At 61.7% G+C, this 19862-nt stretch carries 16 protein-coding genes and 1 pseudogene; 14 read left to right on the forward strand and 3 right to left on the reverse strand.

The genetic code is table 11. From position 1 onward, the window contains the following. The first annotated feature begins 140 nt into the window (after positions 1–140). The 11 genes from EOA22_RS04175 (at position 141) to EOA22_RS04225 (ending at position 12855) form a co-directional block, all read left to right on the forward strand. Positions 141–1151 (forward strand): DNA-directed RNA polymerase subunit alpha, encoded by a 1011-nt coding sequence (locus EOA22_RS04175; protein WP_013531438.1) that lies wholly within the window; start codon positions 141–143, stop codon positions 1149–1151. 104 nt (positions 1152–1255) lie between these two features. Next, a complete protein-coding gene (gene rplQ, locus EOA22_RS04180; RefSeq protein ID WP_127389853.1) occupies positions 1256–1687 on the forward strand; it encodes a 50S ribosomal protein L17 in 432 nt (143 codons plus the stop codon). Positions 1688–1886: 199 nt separating this feature from the next. Then, the gene (locus EOA22_RS04185; RefSeq protein WP_013531440.1) at positions 1887–3374 is read left to right on the forward strand and encodes a DegQ family serine endoprotease; all 1488 of its coding nucleotides are present in this window, start codon (positions 1887–1889) and stop codon (positions 3372–3374) included. A 48-nt stretch (positions 3375–3422) separates the two neighbouring features. Continuing rightward, a complete protein-coding gene (locus EOA22_RS04190; RefSeq protein WP_063168069.1) occupies positions 3423–4730 on the forward strand; it encodes a replication-associated recombination protein A in 1308 nt (435 codons plus the stop codon). A gap of 171 nt (positions 4731–4901) precedes the next feature. Next, entirely contained in the window at positions 4902–5732 is an 831-nt protein-coding gene (locus tag EOA22_RS04195) for an aspartyl/asparaginyl beta-hydroxylase domain-containing protein (protein WP_063168068.1), read from the forward strand. 170 nt (positions 5733–5902) lie between these two features. Beyond that, a complete protein-coding gene (locus EOA22_RS04200) occupies positions 5903–7561 on the forward strand; it encodes a hypothetical protein (protein ID WP_127389854.1) in 1659 nt (552 codons plus the stop codon). 76 nt (positions 7562–7637) lie between these two features. Further along, positions 7638–8012, forward strand: coding sequence for a fluoride efflux transporter CrcB (gene crcB / locus EOA22_RS04205; protein WP_063168066.1), 375 nt, complete (start codon positions 7638–7640; stop codon positions 8010–8012). Positions 8013–8074: 62 nt separating this feature from the next. After that, positions 8075–9055, forward strand: a complete 981-nt coding sequence (locus EOA22_RS04210; protein ID WP_024505072.1) for an RluA family pseudouridine synthase — start codon at positions 8075–8077, stop codon at positions 9053–9055. A 2-nt stretch (positions 9056–9057) separates the two neighbouring features. Continuing rightward, positions 9058–9975, forward strand: coding sequence for a DMT family transporter (locus EOA22_RS04215; RefSeq protein WP_063168065.1), 918 nt, complete (start codon positions 9058–9060; stop codon positions 9973–9975). 11 nt (positions 9976–9986) lie between these two features. After that, on the forward strand, positions 9987–10775 hold the full coding sequence (locus tag EOA22_RS04220; protein WP_063168064.1) for an ATP12 family chaperone protein: 789 nt from the start codon (positions 9987–9989) through the stop codon (positions 10773–10775). 190 nt (positions 10776–10965) lie between these two features. Then, entirely contained in the window at positions 10966–12855 is a 1890-nt protein-coding gene (locus tag EOA22_RS04225; protein ID WP_127389855.1) for an MFS transporter, read from the forward strand. Positions 12856–12951: 96 nt separating this feature from the next. Here the strand turns inward: EOA22_RS04225 and EOA22_RS04230 are convergent, their stop codons facing one another. Beyond that, positions 12952–13149 (reverse strand): DUF2735 domain-containing protein, encoded by a 198-nt coding sequence (locus tag EOA22_RS04230; protein ID WP_063168063.1) that lies wholly within the window; start codon positions 13147–13149, stop codon positions 12952–12954. Between the two features lie 316 nt (positions 13150–13465). Here EOA22_RS04230 and EOA22_RS04235 point away from each other — a divergent pair, with 316 nt between their 5' ends. After that, positions 13466–14506: a glutamine synthetase beta-grasp domain-containing protein gene (locus EOA22_RS04235; protein WP_013531450.1), complete on the forward strand. Its 1041-nt coding sequence runs from the start codon at positions 13466–13468 to the stop codon at positions 14504–14506. Between the two features lie 738 nt (positions 14507–15244). Here EOA22_RS04235 and glnA read toward each other — a convergent pair. After that, positions 15245–16654 (reverse strand): type I glutamate--ammonia ligase, encoded by a 1410-nt coding sequence (gene glnA / locus EOA22_RS04245; RefSeq protein ID WP_013531452.1) that lies wholly within the window; start codon positions 16652–16654, stop codon positions 15245–15247. Between the two features lie 65 nt (positions 16655–16719). Then, on the reverse strand, positions 16720–17058 hold the full coding sequence (locus EOA22_RS04250; protein ID WP_006205430.1) for a P-II family nitrogen regulator: 339 nt from the start codon (positions 17056–17058) through the stop codon (positions 16720–16722). A gap of 358 nt (positions 17059–17416) precedes the next feature. Between EOA22_RS04250 and EOA22_RS04255 the strand changes: the two genes are divergently transcribed. Beyond that, on the forward strand, positions 17417–18961 hold the full coding sequence (locus EOA22_RS04255) for a bifunctional ADP-dependent NAD(P)H-hydrate dehydratase/NAD(P)H-hydrate epimerase (RefSeq protein ID WP_063168062.1): 1545 nt from the start codon (positions 17417–17419) through the stop codon (positions 18959–18961). Continuing rightward, positions 18958–19862, forward strand: a pseudogene (locus EOA22_RS04260) (hypothetical protein); the annotation flags it as partial. The gene EOA22_RS04255 and the pseudogene EOA22_RS04260, both read left to right, overlap by 4 nt.

A 19862-nucleotide genomic window follows, 5' to 3' on the forward strand; every position in this document is an offset into this window, starting at 1 on the left:
GCGCCCAAGGGCGCCCGCGCAAGAAGCGTCGCGTCTAAGCATTTACCGAACGCCGCGCGAGCGCCCTTGGGCGCTCCTCCGCGGCATTCCAGGTCGCCCGCCACGATTGGATGGTGGCGGGTCAACGGAAGGAAAGCATCATGATCCAGAAAAATTGGCAGGAACTGATCAAGCCGAACAAGATCGAGTTCTCGTCGAAGAAGAAGACGCTGACCACGCTGGTCGCCGAGCCTCTCGAGCGTGGCTTTGGCCTGACGCTGGGCAACGCGCTGCGCCGCGTGCTTCTGTCTTCGCTGCGCGGTGCGGCTGTTACCGCCGTGCAGATCGACGGCGTTCTACATGAATTCTCGTCCATCGCCGGTGTGCGCGAGGACGTGACCGACATCGTCTTGAATATCAAGGAAATCGCCATCCGCATGGAAGGCGATGGTCCCAAGCGCATGGTCGTTCGCAAGCAGGGACCGGGTGCGGTTCTTGCCGGCGACATCCAGACGGTTGGCGACGTCGAGATCCTCAACCCCGACCACGTCATCTGCACGCTGGACGAAGGCGCTGAAATCCGCATGGAATTCACCGTCGACACCGGCAAGGGTTACGTGCCGGCCGACCGCAACCGCGCCGAAGACGCGCCGATCGGCCTCATCCCGGTCGACAGCCTTTATTCGCCGGTCAAGAAGGTCTCCTACAAGGTCGAGAACACCCGCGAGGGCCAGGTTCTCGACTATGACAAGCTGACCATGACGATCGAGACCGACGGTTCGATCACCGGCGAGGACGCAGTGGCTTTCGCCGCCCGCATCCTGCAGGACCAGCTCGGCCTGTTCGTCAACTTCGACGAGCCGCAGAAGGAAGTCGCTGCCGAGGCCGTCACCGAGCTCGCCTTCAACCCGGCGCTGCTCAAGAAGGTCGACGAACTCGAGCTTTCGGTGCGTTCGGCCAACTGCCTGAAGAACGACAACATCGTCTATATCGGCGACCTGATCCAGAAGACCGAAGCCGAGATGCTGCGCACCCCGAACTTCGGCCGCAAGTCGCTGAACGAGATCAAGGAAGTTCTGGCGGCGATGGGCCTGCACCTCGGCATGGAAGTGCCGGACTGGCCGCCGGAAAACATCGAAGACCTCGCTAAGCGTTACGAAGACCAATATTGAGCATGAATTCCAAGGATCGGCGGCGTGGGCCGCTCGATCCGACGGTCATGCGGAAAACCATCAGAGGCCGCGGCCTCTTGAACAACTGAAGAAGGAAAAGAGCCATGCGCCACGGTTTCAAAGGCCGCCGCTTCGCCCGAAGCATTAGCCATCGCAAGTCGATGTTCGCCAACCTCGCCGTGTCGCTGCTCGAGCACGAGCAGATCGTCACAACCTTGCCGAAGGCGAAGGACCTGCGTCCGATCGTCGAGAAGCTGGTGACGCTCGGCAAGCGTGGCGACCTGCACGCCCGCCGCCAGGTCATTGCCCAGATCGGCAATGAAGGCGTCGTCAAGCGTCTGTTCGACACCATCGCGCCGCGGTACTCCAACCGCAATGGCGGCTATCTGCGCATCATGAAGGCGGGCTTCCGTCACGGTGACAACGCCGCCATGGCTGTCATCGAGTTCGTCGATCGCGACGTCTCGGCCAAGGGCGCCGGCGACCGCGCTCGCATCGAGGCCGAAAGCGCTGATGCGGACGCCGCAGCCGCATAAGGCTCGGTTTTCCCAAATGAGTTCAAAGGGGCCTGCGGGCCCCTTTTTGTTTTCTGAAAGCAGCAAACCGCGCCGGAATCCGATTTCCGGGCATGCCCCTGGGGTTTTGGCCCAAAATAGTCGGATTTCAGCGGCTTAGCCTTTCATTTTGCACAATCGTCGGGACAATGCCCCCGAACTTGCCTTGGAGGATTCGCGAATGCGCGCCAGAAGACTGCCCTTTGTTCTGCTTTTCGCCATCATGGCGTTTGCGGCCGCACCGGTGGTCAGGCAGGCATTGGCCGAGGAGACCAAGACCGATCCCGGCCTGTCCGATGTGCTGACCGACCTGCTGCATGGCGTCGAGGGCGAGAACGCGACGTCCGGTCCCGACAAGCGCGTGCCGTTCGGCCGCGAGGAGGTGCAGCTGTCGTTTGCGCCGCTGGTCAAGCAGACGGCGCCGGCGGTGGTCAACGTCTATGCCTCGCAGACCGCCAAGGTGACATCGCCTTTCGACGGTGATCCGTTCTTCGAGGAATTCTTCGGCCGCTCGCAGCCGCGTGCGCAGTCTTCACTGGGTTCCGGCGTGCTGGTCGATCCGACCGGCGTCGTGGTCACCAATTACCACGTCATCAAGGATGCCGACCGGGTCAAGGTGGCGACCGCTGATGGGCGTGAGTTCGACAGCAAGGTGCTGCTCAAGGACGAGACTCTCGACCTTGCCGTGCTCAAGATCACCTCGGACAAGCCGTTTCCGGTCATTGCCATCGGCGATTCCGACGCGCTCGAGGTCGGCGACCTGCTGCTGGCCATCGGCAACCCTTTCGGCGTCGGCCAGACCACCACCAGCGGCATCGTCTCGGCACTGGCCCGCAGCCATATCGGCGTCTCCGATTCCAGCTTCTTCATCCAGACCGACGCCGCCATCAATCCCGGCAATTCCGGCGGCGCGCTGATCAACATGGGCGGCCAGCTGGTCGGCATCAACACGGCCATCTACAGCCGCAGCGGTGGTTCGATCGGCATCGGCTTCGCCATTCCCTCGAACATGGTTCGCGCCTTTGCCGACGCGGCCAAGGCCGGGCTCGACTTCTTCGAACGGCCCTATATCGGCGCCGAGTTCGAAGCGGTGACGCCGCAGATCGCAGAATCGCTCGGCATGGAGAAGCCGACCGGTGCGCTGGTCTCGTCGGTCGAGGCGACCGGACCGGCCGCCAAGGCAGGGCTCAAGCCCGGCGACGTGGTGCTGCAGCTCAACGGCAAGCCGGTCGAGAGCATCGAAGCGCTGGACTACCGGATGGCGACGCTGTCGATCGGCACCACCGCCAATTTCGCGGTTCTGACCAAGGGCCAGCAGGCGGCGATGGATATCGCGCTGGAGCGTGCTCCGGAAGGCATGAAGGCTGCCGAGGTGACGCTGCATGGCCGCAGCCCGTTCTCGGGCGCCAAGGTCGCGGAGCTGTCGCCCCGGCTCGCGCAGCGGCTTGGCCTGCGCACGGACATCAAGGGCGTCACCGTGGTCGACATCAACCGCGATTCACCGGCCGCCGATTTCGGCTTCCAGCCGGGCGACATCGTGCGCGAGGTGAACGGCACCACCATCGATACCGCAGCGACCCTGGAGCTGGCGGCCAAGACGGATACGCGCTGGTGGCGCTTTACGGTCGAGCGCGGCGGGCAGATACTGCGTCAGGTGTTGCGTTATTAGGGCTGGGTTCCGTGCATTCGGGCTCATGCTCCAACGAAAAAGAAGTGCATGGCCGATCTGTTCAGCGTCGATGAACCGGAAAAGACGCCGCCTGGGCGGCCGCTGGCCGACAGGCTGCGGCCGAGGAACCTTGGCGAGGTCGTCGGCCAGGAGCATCTGACGGGGCCTGACGGCGCGCTGACCCGGTTGATCGGTTCCGGCTCGCTCGGCTCGATGATTTTCTGGGGGCCGCCCGGCACCGGCAAGACCACCGTGGCGCGGTTGCTCGCCGGTGAAACGAGTCTCGCCTTCGAGCAGATATCGGCTGTCTTTTCCGGCGTCGCCGACCTGAAAAAGGTGTTCGAATCAGCCAAATTGCGCCGTGCCAATGGCCGCCAGACCTTGCTGTTCGTCGACGAGATCCATCGCTTCAACCGCGCGCAGCAGGACAGTTTCCTCCCGGTCATGGAGGACGGGACAGTCGTGCTGGTTGGCGCCACGACCGAAAACCCGTCCTTCGAACTGAATGCCGCTTTGTTGTCACGCGCGCGCGTTCTGGTCTTCCATTCGCTTGGCGAGGAGAGCATCTCCAAGCTGATGGCGCGGGCGGAGGAGACCGAGGGCAGGGCGCTGCCGCTCGACGACGAGGCGCGGGCCATGCTCATCCGCATGAGCGATGGCGACGGCCGCGCCTCTCTTACCCTGGCAGAGGAAGTCTGGCGAGCAGCCAAGCCCGGCGAGGTCTTCGATTCCGAGGGTCTGCAGCGCATCGTCCAGCGCCGCGCGCCAATCTACGACAAGGGCCAGGACGGCCATTACAATCTGATCTCGGCGCTGCACAAATCGGTACGCGGTTCAGATCCTGACGCGGCTCTCTACTATCTCGCACGCATGTTCGATGCCGGCGAGGATCCGCTCTATCTAGGCCGCCGGCTGGTGCGCATGGCCATGGAAGACATCGGCCTTGCCGACCCGCAGGCGCTTGTCGTCGCCAATGCCGCCAAGGATGCCTACGACTATCTCGGCTCGCCCGAGGGCGAACTCGCCTTTGCCGAGGCCACCGTCTATCTCGCCACCGCGCCCAAATCCAACGCCGTCTACAACGCTTTCAAGGCCGCCACGCGGGCCGCCAAGGAACACGGCTCGCTGCTGCCGCCCAAGCACATCCTCAACGCGCCGACCAAGCTGATGAAAGAGGAGGATTACGGCGCGGGCTACCGCTACGACCATGACGAGCCGGATGCCTTTTCGGGGCAGGATTATTTTCCGGAGAAGATGGGTCGCCAGACCTTCTATGATCCGCCCGAGCGCGGCTTCGAGCGCGATATCAGGAAGCGGCTCGATTATTGGGCAAAGCTGCGCAAAGAGCGGGAATAGCCGGGTTGCGTGAGGCTATTGACCAGATCCAGCAGGCAGCCAGCCGGCCGCGGTAGCAGGGCCGTTGTGTGGTAACCCAAAAAACCTTATCAAGGCGCACGACCGGGCGGTGGCCATTGCCTTGATTTGGGCACCTCATTCGCAACAGGATCGCGCTTGGCGCGTGGAAAAATGACAAAAAATCTTCGCAAATCCCTTCGCAAATTCGCCATTGCCATCCCGCTTCTCGCCCTTGGCTTCTATTTCATCCCCATCCTGACGACGATCTTCATCGTCTGCGGCCTGATCGACGTGCTGCGCAACGACCGCAAGGATCTGTCGCTGTTCTCAGGCTATTTTCTCGGCAACGGCCTGTTCACCTGGCTGCTTTCGCCGTTCAACCTGCTGGTCGACCTCTTGTGCTACAGAAATCCTGGCGTGTGGAAGCTGGAGCAGTTTCCCGCCGACTATCAGCGCGAGGTCAACGAGGTCCTGGACATCTTCAAGGCGCGCAAGGATGAGATCATCGCCGATATCGATGCCAATTTCGGCGCCGGCCGGCGCGGCATGTATGTCTACCAGTGGTACGGCAAGCACAGGATCGACAACGTCGCCGAGTTCAACAAGGATTTCAAATACATCAAGACCATCGCCGTTTCCGTCTTCAGCAAGCGCGAATCGACGTCCTGGCATTTCGGCCCGCTGCGGCTCAGCTTGCGCATCCTCTACAATCTGATCCCGGTGAAGTCGGAGATTTTCGTCGAGTGCGGCAACGTCAAGAATTACTGGTACGACAATCCGCTGTTCATCTTCGACGACACGCTGCTGCATCGCTCGGTCAACGAGTATGACGGCCGCCGCTACTGCGTGTTCATGGACATTATCAGGCCATCGCCGGTTCCCCGCCTCATCGCGGGTATGCTGGCCATCGTCTCGGTGAGCGTCGAGCGCATCAATTCCATGTTCTACAAGAACTGGAAAATGATCGGTTCGACCAAGCCGAAGAATGCCGGGACGACCTGAGCTTTGGAAAATCGGCGCTGCCGGCCCTGCCGGCAGCGTTTGGGTGCTCTGCATGTGAGACTTGGCCAATCCTTGTCGGCCGCTCATGCGCCGGAACGGATCCTGGCTGCATAAACGGTAGTCCGGGCTGGCTTTGATAGTTCTGCCTCTTCTCCTTCTGGCGGCCGCAAGTGACGAAGAACAAATCTCTCGGATTTTGGGCAACGACATATGTGTGCACCGCTCTTGTGGGAATTGCTCTTGCTCTCATCTATGTAGAGCTTGAACAGCCTGTCTATTACTGGGACTTCGCTGCCTATTTCGACACGTTTAGCCGGCAGGGCACGCTCTTGGTTCAGAGCCCTCTCGAGTGGCTCAGCCATTTGAGGACCTCGATCGCCACCGACGACTACAGTGCGGCGATCCTGGTGCCGCTGATGCCGTTTTACATCATTTTTGGCGATTCGAGGTTTTCCTACATCGCCGGAATAGTCGCTGTTTACCTGGTTCCGACCGCTCTTCTCATCGGCAGAACAAGCTATCTGGAGGCGGCGACCGGGACGCCTTCATGCCGAAGCTGGCTCACCGTATGGATTGCGGCCTTTCTCTACACGCCCTTCTGGGCGGCGACGCTTCGTGGGTTGCCGGACATTGCCGGCTGTCTCGCGCTTTGCGCGGCAACCTATTTTCTCTGGAAATCGAGGTTCCTGACCCGTGAACCGGTGATCAGCGGCATGCGTGTCGGCGTATGCCTGTGGTTGGCATTCGTGCTGCGCCGCTGGTATGCTTATCCCGTCATCGGGGTCGGAACTTCCGCGGCCTTCTTCTGTTTTCTGCAGGTCGCGAAAGACCGCGACGTCCCGGCACTCCGCAATGCCGCCGTCGGGGGCCTGTGTGTGATCCGCGTGGTTGTCGGAGCCGCGCTGACCTTCCAGCAACCCCTGGTCCTCAAGATACTGGGAACCAGCTATGGCGACCTTTACAGCGGATACAAGACAAGCTTCGTTTCACAGGTTGACCAGGCAGGATCGCGGCTCAGCTATGTGAACTGGCTGTTGATCGTATTTGGCGCTTACATCTCCATCATACGCCAAAACAGATTTTCCCTGTTCTGTGCCGTTGCTTCGGTACTTACCTTCTTCCTCTTCACCCGCATGCAGGACCCGGATCGCCACCATTCGGTGCCAATGTTTCTTTGGCTTTTTCCTGCCTACGCCCAGGCAATCGTTGCGATCGTTTCGATGCCGGCGCTGAGATCGCGATGGTCGAACGCCGCGATAGCCGTTGCCGCCGTGCTGGCGTTTTTCGGTACTTTTTTCCCAATTGGCCGCCAGGTGCTGTCACCGATCAGCTACGTCTTTGCCAGGGAAGCCACGCTCCCGCTGCAACTCGACAATCTTCCAGAATACAGGCGTCTTATCGATGACCTTCTTGGAAAGATGGGACCTGGGGACCGGTTGTCGGTATTTGCGTCCAGCGGGATCATGAGCGACTCATTGCTCTATGAAATGGACAAGGACCTTTACCCTCGCATCGAGTGGGCTTGTCAGGTCGATAGTCGCGATCGATTCAGACCGGCGGCGTTGAAGTCCAAATACGTTGTCGTGACCGATCCGCCCGTTACCCATCTGCAGCCGGGTGCGCAGCTCTGTGTCTCGATACCGGACCAATACATTGTCGAGGGCAAAGGCATCGGCGCAGCATACAGGCGCATCGCGGCGTACCAGCTGTCCGGCGACGTCAAGGGCTACCTCTACGAACAGGCGCGCCCTATCGGCAAAACGGAGATCGATGACCTCTATAACGAGTTCAGGAAAAAATATCCGGGATGGGCAACGCCTGAGTGGTGACGAGCTCGGCTGGTCCGTGCGGTTGCGCCCACAACGAGGGATTGACCGGGCAGCCCTGCGGGGGCAGTAAACGGTCATGTTCAATCTGTTTCTCGTCTTCCTCGGTGGCGGCATCGGTGCCGGGATTCGTCACCTTACCAACATCGGCGCGCTGCGTTTTGTCGGCCCCAACTATCCCTGGGGCACGATGGCCATCAACGTCATCGGCTCCTTCGCCATGGGGCTGTTCATCGCCTCCATGATGCGCCGTGGCGGATCGAACGAGGTCAGGCTGTTCGTTGCCACCGGCATTCTTGGCGGCTTCACCACCTTCTCAGCCTTTTCGCTCGATTTCGCGACGCTGTGGGAGCGGGGAGCCACGCTGCCTGCGCTGGGTTATGCCCTTGCCAGCGTCATTGGCGCCATTATCGCCCTGTTTCTGGGACTTTGGCTCGCAAGAAGCCTGCCTTAGTGCTATTGCCGCGCCAAGAACAGGCCGAGCTTGGCTCGGGAAACGGATAAGCGACAAAAAACATGGCAGGCGTTGAACAGATCACGGTGGAAGCCGGCGAGGCGGGCATGCGGCTCGACCGCTGGTTCAAGACCCATTTCCCGGGCCTTGGTTTCGGCCATTTGCAGAAGCTTCTGCGCTCCGGCCAGATCCGTGTCGACGGCGGCCGGGTCAAGGCCGACACCCGTGTCGAGCCCGGCCAGATGGTTCGCGTCCCACCGCTCGAGGTTGACAAGAAGGGCGAGAGTGCGCTGACCGGCCACTCGATCCGCAACCAGGGCGATGCCGATGTCCTGTCGAAAATGCTGATCCATGAAGACCCTAAGGTTTTCGTCTTCAACAAGCCGGCGGGCCTTGCGGTGCAGGGCGGCTCGGGCGTCACCCGCAATGTCGACGACATGCTGGAGGCCTGGCGCAACCAGAAGGGCGAGAAGCCCAGACTGGTTCACAGGCTTGACCGCGACACTTCGGGCGTGCTGGTCGTCGCCCGCACCCGACTGGCCGCCATGAAGCTCTCGGAAGCATTTCGCGCCCGCGAGACCAAGAAGACCTATTGGGCGCTGGTCAAGGGCGTGCCGCCCAAGCGCGAGGACAAGATCTCGACCTGGCTGATCAAGGAGCCGACGCCGGACGGTGACCGCGTGCGGGTCGCCGCGCATGGCGAAAAGGGCGCCGACCACGCCGTCTCTTATTACCGGATCATCGAGCAGGCGGCGCAGACGATGACCTGGCTGGAGATGGAGCCTTATACCGGCCGCACCCACCAGCTTCGCGTTCATGCCGCCTACATCGGCTGCCCGATCCTGGGCGATCCGAAATATTTCGAGGCCGACACCAATTGGGACTTTCCCGGGGGCATTCAAAACCGCCTGCATCTGCACGCCCGCCGCATCATCATTCCGCATCCCGACAAGGGCGTCATCGATGTCACGGCGCCAATGCCACCGCATATGCGCCAGAGCTGGAACCTGATCGGCTTCGACGACGCCAGCGCGGAGGACTGATCGTGAGCGGCGCCACCGACGCGCTCGACCGGCGCGACACGGTCGACCTGGCCGCCGCCGCGATCATGGTCGGGCTGACCTTTTCCTGGGGGCTGAATTACGTCGCCGCCAAGATCTCCTACGCTGGCTATGATCCGGTTTTCCTGTCGATCGCGCGCTCGATCATCGGCGGCATGTGTGTCTTTGCCTGGTGCCGGTGGCGCGGCATCGCGCTTTTCACGCGCGACGGGACCTTGCTCGCCGGCATCTTGGTTGGCGCGCTTTTCGGCATCGAGTTCCTTTGCCTCTATGTCGGCCTGGAGCATACGACCGTTGCCCGCAACACGCTGCTGGTCAACACCATGCCGTTCTGGATGCTGCTCGGCGGCCATTTCCTGCTCGGCGAGCAGATCACGTTGAGAAAATTCCTTGGCCTGCTGCTGGCCTTTGCCGGCCTTGCCGCGGTGTTTTCCGACAAGCTTGGCGGCGGCGGAGACATGCTGTTCGGCGATCTGCTGAGCCTTGGCTCCGGATTCTTCTGGGCTTTGACCAACATCCTCATCAAGCGGTCGAAGCTGGTCGAGGCGAGCGCCGAGAAGCTGCTGCTTTACCAGCTCGCCGGGGCAGCGATCGTGGGCGTATTGGTGCTGCCTCTCGCCGGCCCGCCCGTTCGCGACCCGACCGTGCTGCCGACCTTGGCGCTGCTTTTCCAGGCGGTCTACATCGTCGCCTTCACCTATGTGCTGTGGTTCTGGCTGCTGCGGCGCTATCCGGCGTCAGGCCTGTCCAGTTTCACCTTCCTGTCGCCGGTTTTCGGCGTGCTGTGCGGAGCCATGTTCTTGAATGAGCCGCTGACCATGCGCATTTTCCTGGCACTTGGCCTGATTGCCGCCGGCCTGATCATCGTCAACCGGCCGGCGCGCAAGCTGACGCCGGTGTAAGAGAGACCTTCATGCGTGACATCCTCAACGACCTCGAAGCGGGCAAGTATCTCTCCGACCCGGATCCTGTGCGCCGCGCCCAGATCCAGATGAAGACGCCTCTGCCCAAACGCTTCTACAAGGCCGCCTCTGTGGCACCTATCGACAATGGCTTTGCCGTGCATCTCGACGGCAAGCCGGTGCGGACGCCGGGCAAGGCGCTGCTGGTGCTGCCGACCGAGGCAGCAGCCGCGCTCGTCGCCGACGAGTTCGCCGCCCAAAGCGAGACCATCGATCCGGTGAAGATGCCGGTGATGCGCCTCGTCAACACGGCCATCGATGGCGTCGCCAGCGACCCGCAGGCGGTGCTGGAGGATATCCTGCGCTTTGCCTCATCCGATCTCACCTGCTATCGCGCCGACGCGCCGCAAGGGCTGGTGGAGCGGCAGAACCAGCATTGGGATCCGGTGATCGACTGGGCGAGGACGCTCGGAGCCCGCTTCAATCTGGCCGAGGGCATCATCCATGTCGAGCAGCCGCGCGAGACCATCGCCGTGCTGGGCAGCCATCTTGCCCAGCGCGCCGAGCCGCTGCGGCTCGCCGCCATCCATGTGATGACGTCGCTGACCGGTTCGGCGCTGCTGGCGCTGGCTGTCGATTTCGGCGAGATCGACGCTGAGGCTGCCTGGGCCGCTGCTCATGTCGACGAGGACTGGCAGATCGAGCATTGGGGGCAGGATGCGGAGGCCGTTGCCCGCCGCGCGGCTCGCAAGCGCGACATGATGGCTGCCGCCGGCCTGCTGCAAGCGCTCAAGGGCTAGGGGTTTCCCAACTCGCCCGGTTTCATCCCGCAGCGCACCTAATACCAAAGTCATAATCCCAAAGACGCGCTGCCTTTGGCGGGCGCTTTCTGTCATTTTTCCCGAATGGCTGTCGTTGAGTCCGTGCTCGGAGGAGAACGCGGACAGTGTCGCGCAGCATTGAGAACGGGTCTCACGGGAGGATAACGCAATGGCAATAGCATCGACCGCCGGCGGAACAAGCCGCGGCATGACGCGGGAAGAGAAGAAAGTCATCTTCGCTTCCTCGCTCGGCACCGTTTTCGAATGGTATGATTTCTATCTTTATGGCTCGCTGGCGGTGTTCATCGGTTCGACCTTTTTCAGCCCAGCCATTCCGGAAGCGACCCGCAACATTTTCGCGCTGTTGGCTTTCGCCGCAGGCTTCCTTGTGCGCCCGTTCGGCGCACTGCTGTTCGGCCGCATCGGTGACCTTGTCGGCCGTAAATATACTTTTCTTGTCACCATGACGATCATGGGCCTATCGACCTTCCTGGTCGGCTTGCTGCCCGGCTATGCCACTTTGGGCATCGCCGCTCCCGTGATCCTGATCATCCTGCGCATGCTGCAGGGCCTGGCTCTGGGTGGCGAATATGGCGGCGCGGCCACTTACGTCGCCGAACATGCGCCGGACAACCGGCGCGGCTACTACACCTCGTGGATCCAGACCACCGCGACGCTCGGCCTGTTCCTGTCGCTGGTTGTGATCCTGATCGTACAGGCTTCATTGAGCAAGGAAAACTATGCTGCCTGGGGCTGGCGTATTCCGTTCATCGTGTCTTTTCTGCTGCTCGGCATCTCGATCTGGATTCGGCTTTCGCTTTCCGAATCCCCGACCTTCCAGCGCATGAAGGATGAGGGAAAGGGCTCCAAGGCGCCGCTGACGGAAGCCTTCGGCCAATGGAAGAACGCCAAGATTGCACTGCTGGCGCTGCTCGGCCTCACAGCCGGTCAGGCCGTGGTCTGGTACAATGGCCAGTTCTACGCGCTGTTCTTCTTGACCAACGTGCTCAAGGTCGACGCGCAGTCGGTCAACATCATGATCGCGGTCGCCCTGGCGGTCGGTTCGATCTTCTTCGTCGTCTTCGGCTGGCTCTCCGACAAGATCGGCCGCAAGCCGATCATCATGGCGGGCCTTGCGCTGGCGATTGTCTGCACCTTCCCGCTGTTCAAGGCACTGACATGGGCTGCCAATCCGGCACTCGCCACGGCGCAGCAGAACACCAGGGCGACGGTGACCGCGGCGCCGGGCGACTGCAAATTCCAGTTCAATCCGGTTGGCACGGCGAAGTTCATGACATCCTGCGATATCGCGACTTCGTTCCTGACCAAGAACTCGGTTCCCTATGACGTGGTGTCGACGGCTGCCGCCGGCACACCCGCATCTGTCAAAATCGGCAATGAGACGGTCGAGTCCTATGACGCCATCGCCGCCGGTGATCAGGCCAAGGCCAAGGAAGCGGCCTTCATCAAGGCCGTCAATATGTCGCTGCAGGACGGCGGCTATCCGCTGAAGCGCGCGGCAGCCAAGGTTGCGGACCAGAAGCTCGATGCGTTTGTTGCCGCCAACCCGGAACTGAAGCTGGACGCCGCTGCCATCCGTGCCGGTGAAAAGGCGACGGTGCCGATCGACCAGGCGGTCAAGGACAAGCTGCTGACCACCGATGAGGCAGCGGGCGCACCCGAAGTCACCGTCTACAACATTCCAGGCGGCGGCGCGTTCGCCATGTTCGCCGATCCTGCAGCAGTGAACTGGCCAATGACGATCGGCATCCTGTTCATCCTGGTGCTGTTCGTGACCATGGTCTACGGGCCGATCGCGGCGATCCTGGTCGAGATGTTCCCGACCCGCATTCGCTACACCGGCATGTCGCTGCCCTATCACATCGGCAATGGCTGGTTCGGTGGACTGCTGCCGGCAACCGTGTTCGCGCTCAGCGCCTACAAAGGCGACATCTACTATGGCCTTTGGTACCCGGTGGTGATCGCGGCTATAACGCTGGTCATCGGCATGATCTTCGTCAAGGATACGCTCGGCACCGACCTGCACGCCAAGGAGTAGGCAGCCCCAGCGTTCAAAAGAAAGCCCGGCGCGAACGATCGCGCCGGGCTTTTTCTTTTCAGGCCAATTCGTTGGCGAGGGCTGCTGCCCTTTGTGTCAGCTCTTGCGGCCCCGGGCCTCTTCCTCGATGGCTGCCTCATGGTACCAGCCGTCGCCGAAATCCGCGCGGGCACCACGCAGCGAGGCAAGCTCTGCCGCAAACTTAGCCTTTCCGCTCAAATTTGAGGCAGAGAGGCGTGCTGCCGCCGGGAACATCAAAATTTTGGCCGACGGTCGTGTGGAAATGACTTCCATTGCCGGGTTCCTTTCTTCCGCCGAACCTTTTCGATTCAACTTGGCCCGAAGATAAGGTCTGCAATCAAGTTAGGCAATATGCCTATGAAAAGATCAGCATTTGCACACTATTTGTGCAAATAAGGACCGTGATGGATCCGGGCGCATTGCTTAGGCGGCTCACCGACTTCCGGTGGATGCCGCGTCAATTTTGTCGCACCCTCCGGACCAAGAATGGCACACGAATTGCATTTTAAGTGTGCGGCAGGCCAGCTGCTGACGGCAGACGCATGTCGACGCCGTTCAGTGTTCGGTGATCAAGCAACGAGAGGCTAGAATGACGAAATACAAGCTCGAGTATATCTGGCTCGATGGATATACCCCGGTCCCCAACCTTCGCGGCAAGACGCAGATCAAGGAATTCGCCGAATTCCCTGAACTCGAGCAGCTGCCGCTGTGGGGCTTCGATGGTTCCTCGACCCAGCAGGCCGAAGGGCACAGCTCCGATTGCGTGCTGAAGCCGGTTGCGGTCTATCCGGATCCCGCCCGCACCAACGGCGTGCTGGTCATGTGCGAAGTCATGATGCCCGATGGTGTCACGCCGCATGCCTCAAACAAGCGCGCCACCATCCTCGATGACGAGGGCGCCTGGTTCGGCTTCGAGCAGGAATATTTCTTCTACAAGGACGGTCGCCCGCTCGGCTTCCCCGAGAGCGGCTATCCCGCACCCCAGGGCCCGTACTACACCGGCGTCGGCTATTCCAATGTCGGCTCCGTCGCGCGTCAGATCGTCGAGGAGCATCTCGACCTCTGCCTCGCCGCCGGCATCAACCACGAAGGCATCAACGCCGAAGTGGCCAAAGGCCAATGGGAATTCCAGATTTTCGGCAAGGGCTCCAAGAAGGCCGCCGACCAGATGTGGATGGCCCGCTACCTCCTGCAGCGCCTGACCGAGAAATACGGCATCGACATCGAATACCACTGCAAGCCGCTCGGAGACACCGACTGGAACGGCTCTGGCATGCACGCCAACTTCTCGACCGCCTATATGCGCGAAGTCGGCGGCAAAGCCTATTTCGAAGCGCTGATGGCGGCCTTCGACAAGAACCTGATGGATCACATCGCCGTCTACGGCCCGGACAACGACAAGCGTTTGACCGGCAAGCACGAGACCGCGCCGTGGAACCGGTTCAGCTATGGCATTGCCGACCGTGGCGCCTCGATCCGCGTGCCGCATTCCTTCATCAAGAGCGACTATAAGGGTTATCTGGAAGACCGCCGTCCGAACTCGCAGGGCGACCCCTACCAGATCGCCTCGCAAATCCTGAAGACGATCGCCTCGGTTCCGGCAAGCGCTCAGGTTTCAGCCGCCGCGTAAGTGTTTCGGACTGTATGACAAGAGGACCCCGGCGTTTCGCGCCGGGGTTCTTTTTTGGCCGTTACCCGGCGGACTGCATTCCCGGTAAAACATACCCAGAAAAAGTCAGGCAGTTCCGGCGGTCGCTAATCGCCCGTGAGTTCCGGCCGCAGCCGTGCGGGTCTGCGGCGATCACTCGCCAGAAAGCCCGGAAAACCGCCTTTTTCCAGCCCTTGTCCGGGGCGATGGATCTTCCATAAGCATCTGTTCATACAACGGAATCGGTCATTCGCCACCCGGCTGGCGGCGTTGACAGATCACGCTACGGCATGCGTATTCGCTGGCCTTGGGGTTACGTCACGCAATGCTGTTCGGACGGGCGGGGTTTTCTTGAACGGCGGCATTGGCGTGGGCGCCGGACGAGCGGTCACTGTAGCCTGAGACAGTGCTCCGCTCGCTCCTGGCTCCGACGTTGGCGGCCGAACCGCCTCCCTTGATCATTTACTGAACACCGCCGAGTTGTGATTGAAGCGACGCGCTCAAAAGCCGGCCGCTCCGATGGACCGTAGGTCCAAGAATCCGGGCATCCTATGATCGTCGAAGACGAAAGGCGGATACGGCTGTCCATGCGCGGCTGCCGTGCAGGCGAGGCATGCCGGTCGGCTGGCAATCCTATTGGAGCGCAGCAAAAAGCCCTTGAAAGAGGGACGTCTTTCAAGGGCTTGAGCATTATAGCTAATCTTGGACCGAGATTGAATCTCAGACGGAGTAGTACATGTCGTACTCGACCGGATGCGGGGTCATTTCGAAGCGCATCACTTCGGCCATCTTCAGCTCGATATAGCTGTCGATCTGGTCGTCGTCGAAGACGCCGCCGGCTTTCAGGAAGCCGCGGTCCTTGTCGAGGCTCTGCAGGGCTTCACGCAGCGAGCCGCAGACGGTCGGGATCTTCTTCAGCTCCTTCGGCGGCAGGTCGTAGAGATCCTTGTCCATCGGCTGGCCGGGATGGATCTTGTTCTTTATGCCGTCGAGGCCGGCCATCAGCAGCGCTGAGAAGGCGAGGTAGGGGTTCGCGCCCGGATCGGGGAAGCGGACCTCGACGCGCTTGGCCTTCGGCGACGAGCCGAACGGGATACGGCAGGAAGCCGAGCGGTTGCGCGCCGAATAGGCGAGCAGAACCGGCGCTTCGTAACCCGGCACCAGGCGCTTGTAGGAATTGGTCAGCGGGTTGGTGAAGGCGTTGATCGCCTTGGCATGCTTGATGACGCCGCCGATGAAGAACAGGCAGCTTTCCGACAGACCGGCGTATTCATTGCCGGCGAAGGTCGGCTTGCCGTTCTTCCAGATCGACATGTGGACGTGCATGCCCGAGCCGTTGTCGCCGAAGATCGGCTTCGGCATGAAGGTTGCCGTCTTGCCGTAGGCGTTGGCGACCTGGTGGACGACATACTTGTAGATCAGCATCTTGTCGGCGTTGCGCACCAGCGCGTCGAACTTGATGCCGAGTTCGTGCTGAGCCGCCGCCACCTCATGGTGATGCTTTTCGACGCGCACGCCCATCTCGGCGAGCACGGTCAGCATTTCCGAGCGCATGTCCTGCGCGCTGTCGATCGGCGGCACCGGGAAGTAGCCGCCCTTGATGCGCGGACGGTGGCCGAGATTGCCGGTCTCATAATCGGTGTCGTCGTTCGACGGCAATTCCGTGGAGTCGAGCTTGAATCCGGTGTTGTAGGGATCCGCCTTGTACTTCACATCGTCGAACACGAAGAATTCGGCTTCCGGGCCGACAAAGATGGTGTCGCCGATGCCTTCGGCCTTCATGTAGGCCTCGGCCTTCTTGGCCGTACCGCGCGGATCGCGGTTGTAGGATTCACCCGAAACCGGATCGAGGATGTCGCACAGGATGACCATGGTCGACTGCGCGAAAAACGGGTCCATGTGGACCGTTTCCGGATCGGGCATCAGCACCATGTCGGACTCGTTGATGGCCTTCCAGCCGGCAATCGACGAGCCGTCGAACATCACGCCATCGGCGAACATGTCTTCCTCGACCTCGATGACATCCATCGTCACGTGCTGCAGCTTGCCCTTCGGGTCCGTGAAGCGCAGGTCGACGAATTTCACGTCGTTGTCCTTGATCTGCTTCATGATGTCTTTGGCTGTCGTCATGTCATGTATCCCTGTGTGATGACTTTTTTTGATGATGACGTTTTTCGGGAGGATGGCGCGGTCGGTCAGACCGCGTCCATGCCCGTTTCGCCGGTGCGTATACGCACGACTTCCTCGATATTGGAAACGAAGATCTTGCCGTCGCCGATACGACCGGTCTGGGCCGCCTTGCGGATGGCCTCGATCGCACCTTCGACCGCGTCGTCGCCAAGCACGACCTCGATCTTCACCTTGGGCAGGAAGTCGACGACATATTCGGCGCCGCGGTAGAGTTCGGTGTGGCCCTTCTGACGACCGAAGCCTTTTGCTTCGGTGACGGTGATGCCTTGCAGTCCGGCCTCCTGAAGCGCTTCCTTCACTTCGTCGAGCTTGAATGGCTTGATGATCGCTTCGATCTTTTTCATGTAAAAAGTGGCCTCCACTGCCAAAAAAACGGGTTGTGACCCCCCGCTTGCGCCTCCATCAAGCACGAACTGTGCCAATTCAGCGGATTCTAAGCGGTCTCATAAGATTTCAAAGCCGCGCCGCACCGGGATGCAAATTCGCGTCATTCGCTGCACCGGAAGCGGCATGGACTGCCAGAGCCTACACAGCGCCAGCACCCACGTCCGCACAAAAATCGGGCATATTGCCTATCCCCCAGGCAATTTTCTGCCCGCGATGCTTTCGTGCCAACGTTATGGCTGCAGATCTCGGCAACTCCCCCTTGTTTGCTTAGGATCGAAATCGGACAATGCTTGATCGCATGCGGATCGGCAATCCATGAGCAACGAACTTCTTTCCCCGGCCGAAATGAGCGAGGCCGATCGGCTGACGATTGCCGCCGGCCCAGCCGACGGCATCGGCCTGATGCGGCGCGCTGGTGGAGCGGTCGCGGCCGAGGTTCTCAAGCGCTACCCCTCGGCAAAGCACATCCATGTGCTGTGCGGGCCCGGCAACAATGGCGGCGATGGCTATGTCGTTGCCCGCATCCTGGCCGGCAGCGGCGTCGGCACATCGGTCTGGGCATCCGGCGCGCCGAGGCCGAAAAGCGATGCGGCGCTCGCCGCCGCGGAATGCCCGATCAAGCCCCGGCCGCTGTCTGACTTTGACGCCAAGCCTGGCTCGATCGTGATCGACGCGCTCTATGGGGCGGGGCTGTCGAAGCCGCTGTCCGGCGACGCCGCGAAAGCCATCGATACAGTGACAGCCCTGAGCCTGCCCGTGGTCGCGGTCGACCTGCCGTCCGGCGTCTCTGGAAGGAGCGGTGACATATTGGGCAGGGCGTTTCGTGCCGAGGTCACCATCACCTTCGCGCGGAAAAAGCCTGGCCACCTGCTGCTGCCGGGGCGCGGGCAATGCGGTGAGATCGTGCTCGCCGATATCGGCATCGGCGACGGCATTATCGCCCAGCTCGCCGTCTCGACCTTCGAGAATGTGCCGGACCTGTGGTTGCAGGAATTTCCGGTGCCGACGGTGGATGCGCACAAATACAAGCGCGGCCATGTCGGCGTCTTTTCCGGCGGTCCCAGTGCTACGGGCGCGGCGCGGCTGTCGGCGCTGGCCGCCGCCAGAAGCGGGGCAGGGGCGGTCACCGTGCTGTCGCCTGGCAACGCCATGCAGGTGAACGCGATTCACCTGACCTCGATCATGCTGCGCGAGGCGGGCTCGCTCGAGGAGGTGCAGGAATTTCTAACGGTGCGCCATCCCGGGGCGCTGGTGTTCGGACCGGGGCTTGGGCCAAAGCCCAAGGTCGGCGATTTCGCCCTGCAGCTGATCAAGGCTTTGGAGGAGGAAGCACGCGACGAGGCGACCGCGAACCACGCCAGTGCGATGGTTCTTGATGCCGACGCCATCACGTCGCTGGCCCATCAGCCTCAGGCGCTGTTCGAAGCTGCCCGTCAGCCGAATGCGCCTGCCTTGATAGTTACGCCGCATGAGGGCGAATTCGGCCGCCTGTTCCCTGATATCGCCGGGGACAAAACCATGTCGAAATTGGACAAGGCGCGAACGGCCGCCACGCGGGCCAACGCCGTCATCGTCTACAAGGGCGCCGACACGGTCATAGCAGCACCCGATGGCAAAGCGGCGATCAACTCCAGCGGTGCACCGTGGCTGGCCACAGCCGGGTCAGGCGACGTGCTGTCGGGCATCATTGCCGGTTTGCTGGCGCAAGGCATGCGGCCCTTCGAGGGCACCTGCGCGGCGGTGTGGTTGCATGCTGAGGCCGGCAGCCGGTTCGGACCCGGTCTGATCGCCGAGGACCTGCCGTTGGCACTGGTGCCGGTGTTGCGCGAACTCTTCGACGCGCGCACGGCTGCCCAATGAGCCGCGCGCTCGTTCTGTTGCTTGCCACCCTCATCGCTGCCTTCATGGCGCCGACGGCGCGCGCCGAAGGTCCTGTGACGATCGTCGACGATCCGGCGGTGCTCGCCGCACTCGATGCCAGGGGTTTCGGTTTCGCCGATGTTTTCGGGGTCGACGGCGAGGGCGGTCTGAAGACGCTTTACGACGAGGCGCCGGCCTTTCACGCCATCGTCGAAACGGTTGCCTCCGATGTTGCGGCACTGCGTGCCGATATGAAAGCCGGCGGCCGGACGCTCTACGAAGTCACCGACGGCAATGTCGGCCGCATCATGGACATGCGCTGGCTGAAGACCGACGCCGCGCGCTTCCGGCTGGTCGGCGTCGTCAACCGGCTCGATCGTCGCGACTTCGCGGTGCTGCAAGGCGACAGGAGCTGCGGCGAGGTGCGCTTCATCTACCGCCTGGCCTACAGCTTTCGCAAAAACGGCAAGCTGCTGGCGTCGCGCCTGCCATTCAATTTCAATGCGGTCTACAGCGCCACCCCCGACGCCGATGGCGGCTGCGTCGGTGTTGCCGGACGCTGGACACCCCAGCTTGACGAGAGCGTCGATGCCGGCTGGCTGACCGGCGGGCCGCTGGAGAGAGCTGGGCTCACCTTCAAGCAGCTGGAGCTCAACGTACAGGTGGTGCGCTTCCCCTCCGGCCAGGAAACCGAGTTCGGTGGCCAGGCCGCCTATCTCATGCGGATATTCGGCATCGATGGCGCCGATATCAGCGAAAAACCGCTGGAGAACACGCCCGACACCGCACGGCTTTCGCAGGATGCGGCGCTGAAGGCACGGCTCGCCGTCTATGTCGGCGCCAATTTGCCGGCGGTTGACGAAGGCGTCTATGAGATTCCCGACGAGTTCCTGGCCAGAAA

The organism is Mesorhizobium sp. M7A.F.Ca.US.014.04.1.1 (genome assembly GCF_003998745.1).
In the GTDB taxonomy this organism is placed as follows: Bacteria; Pseudomonadota; Alphaproteobacteria; order Rhizobiales; family Rhizobiaceae; genus Mesorhizobium; species Mesorhizobium ciceri.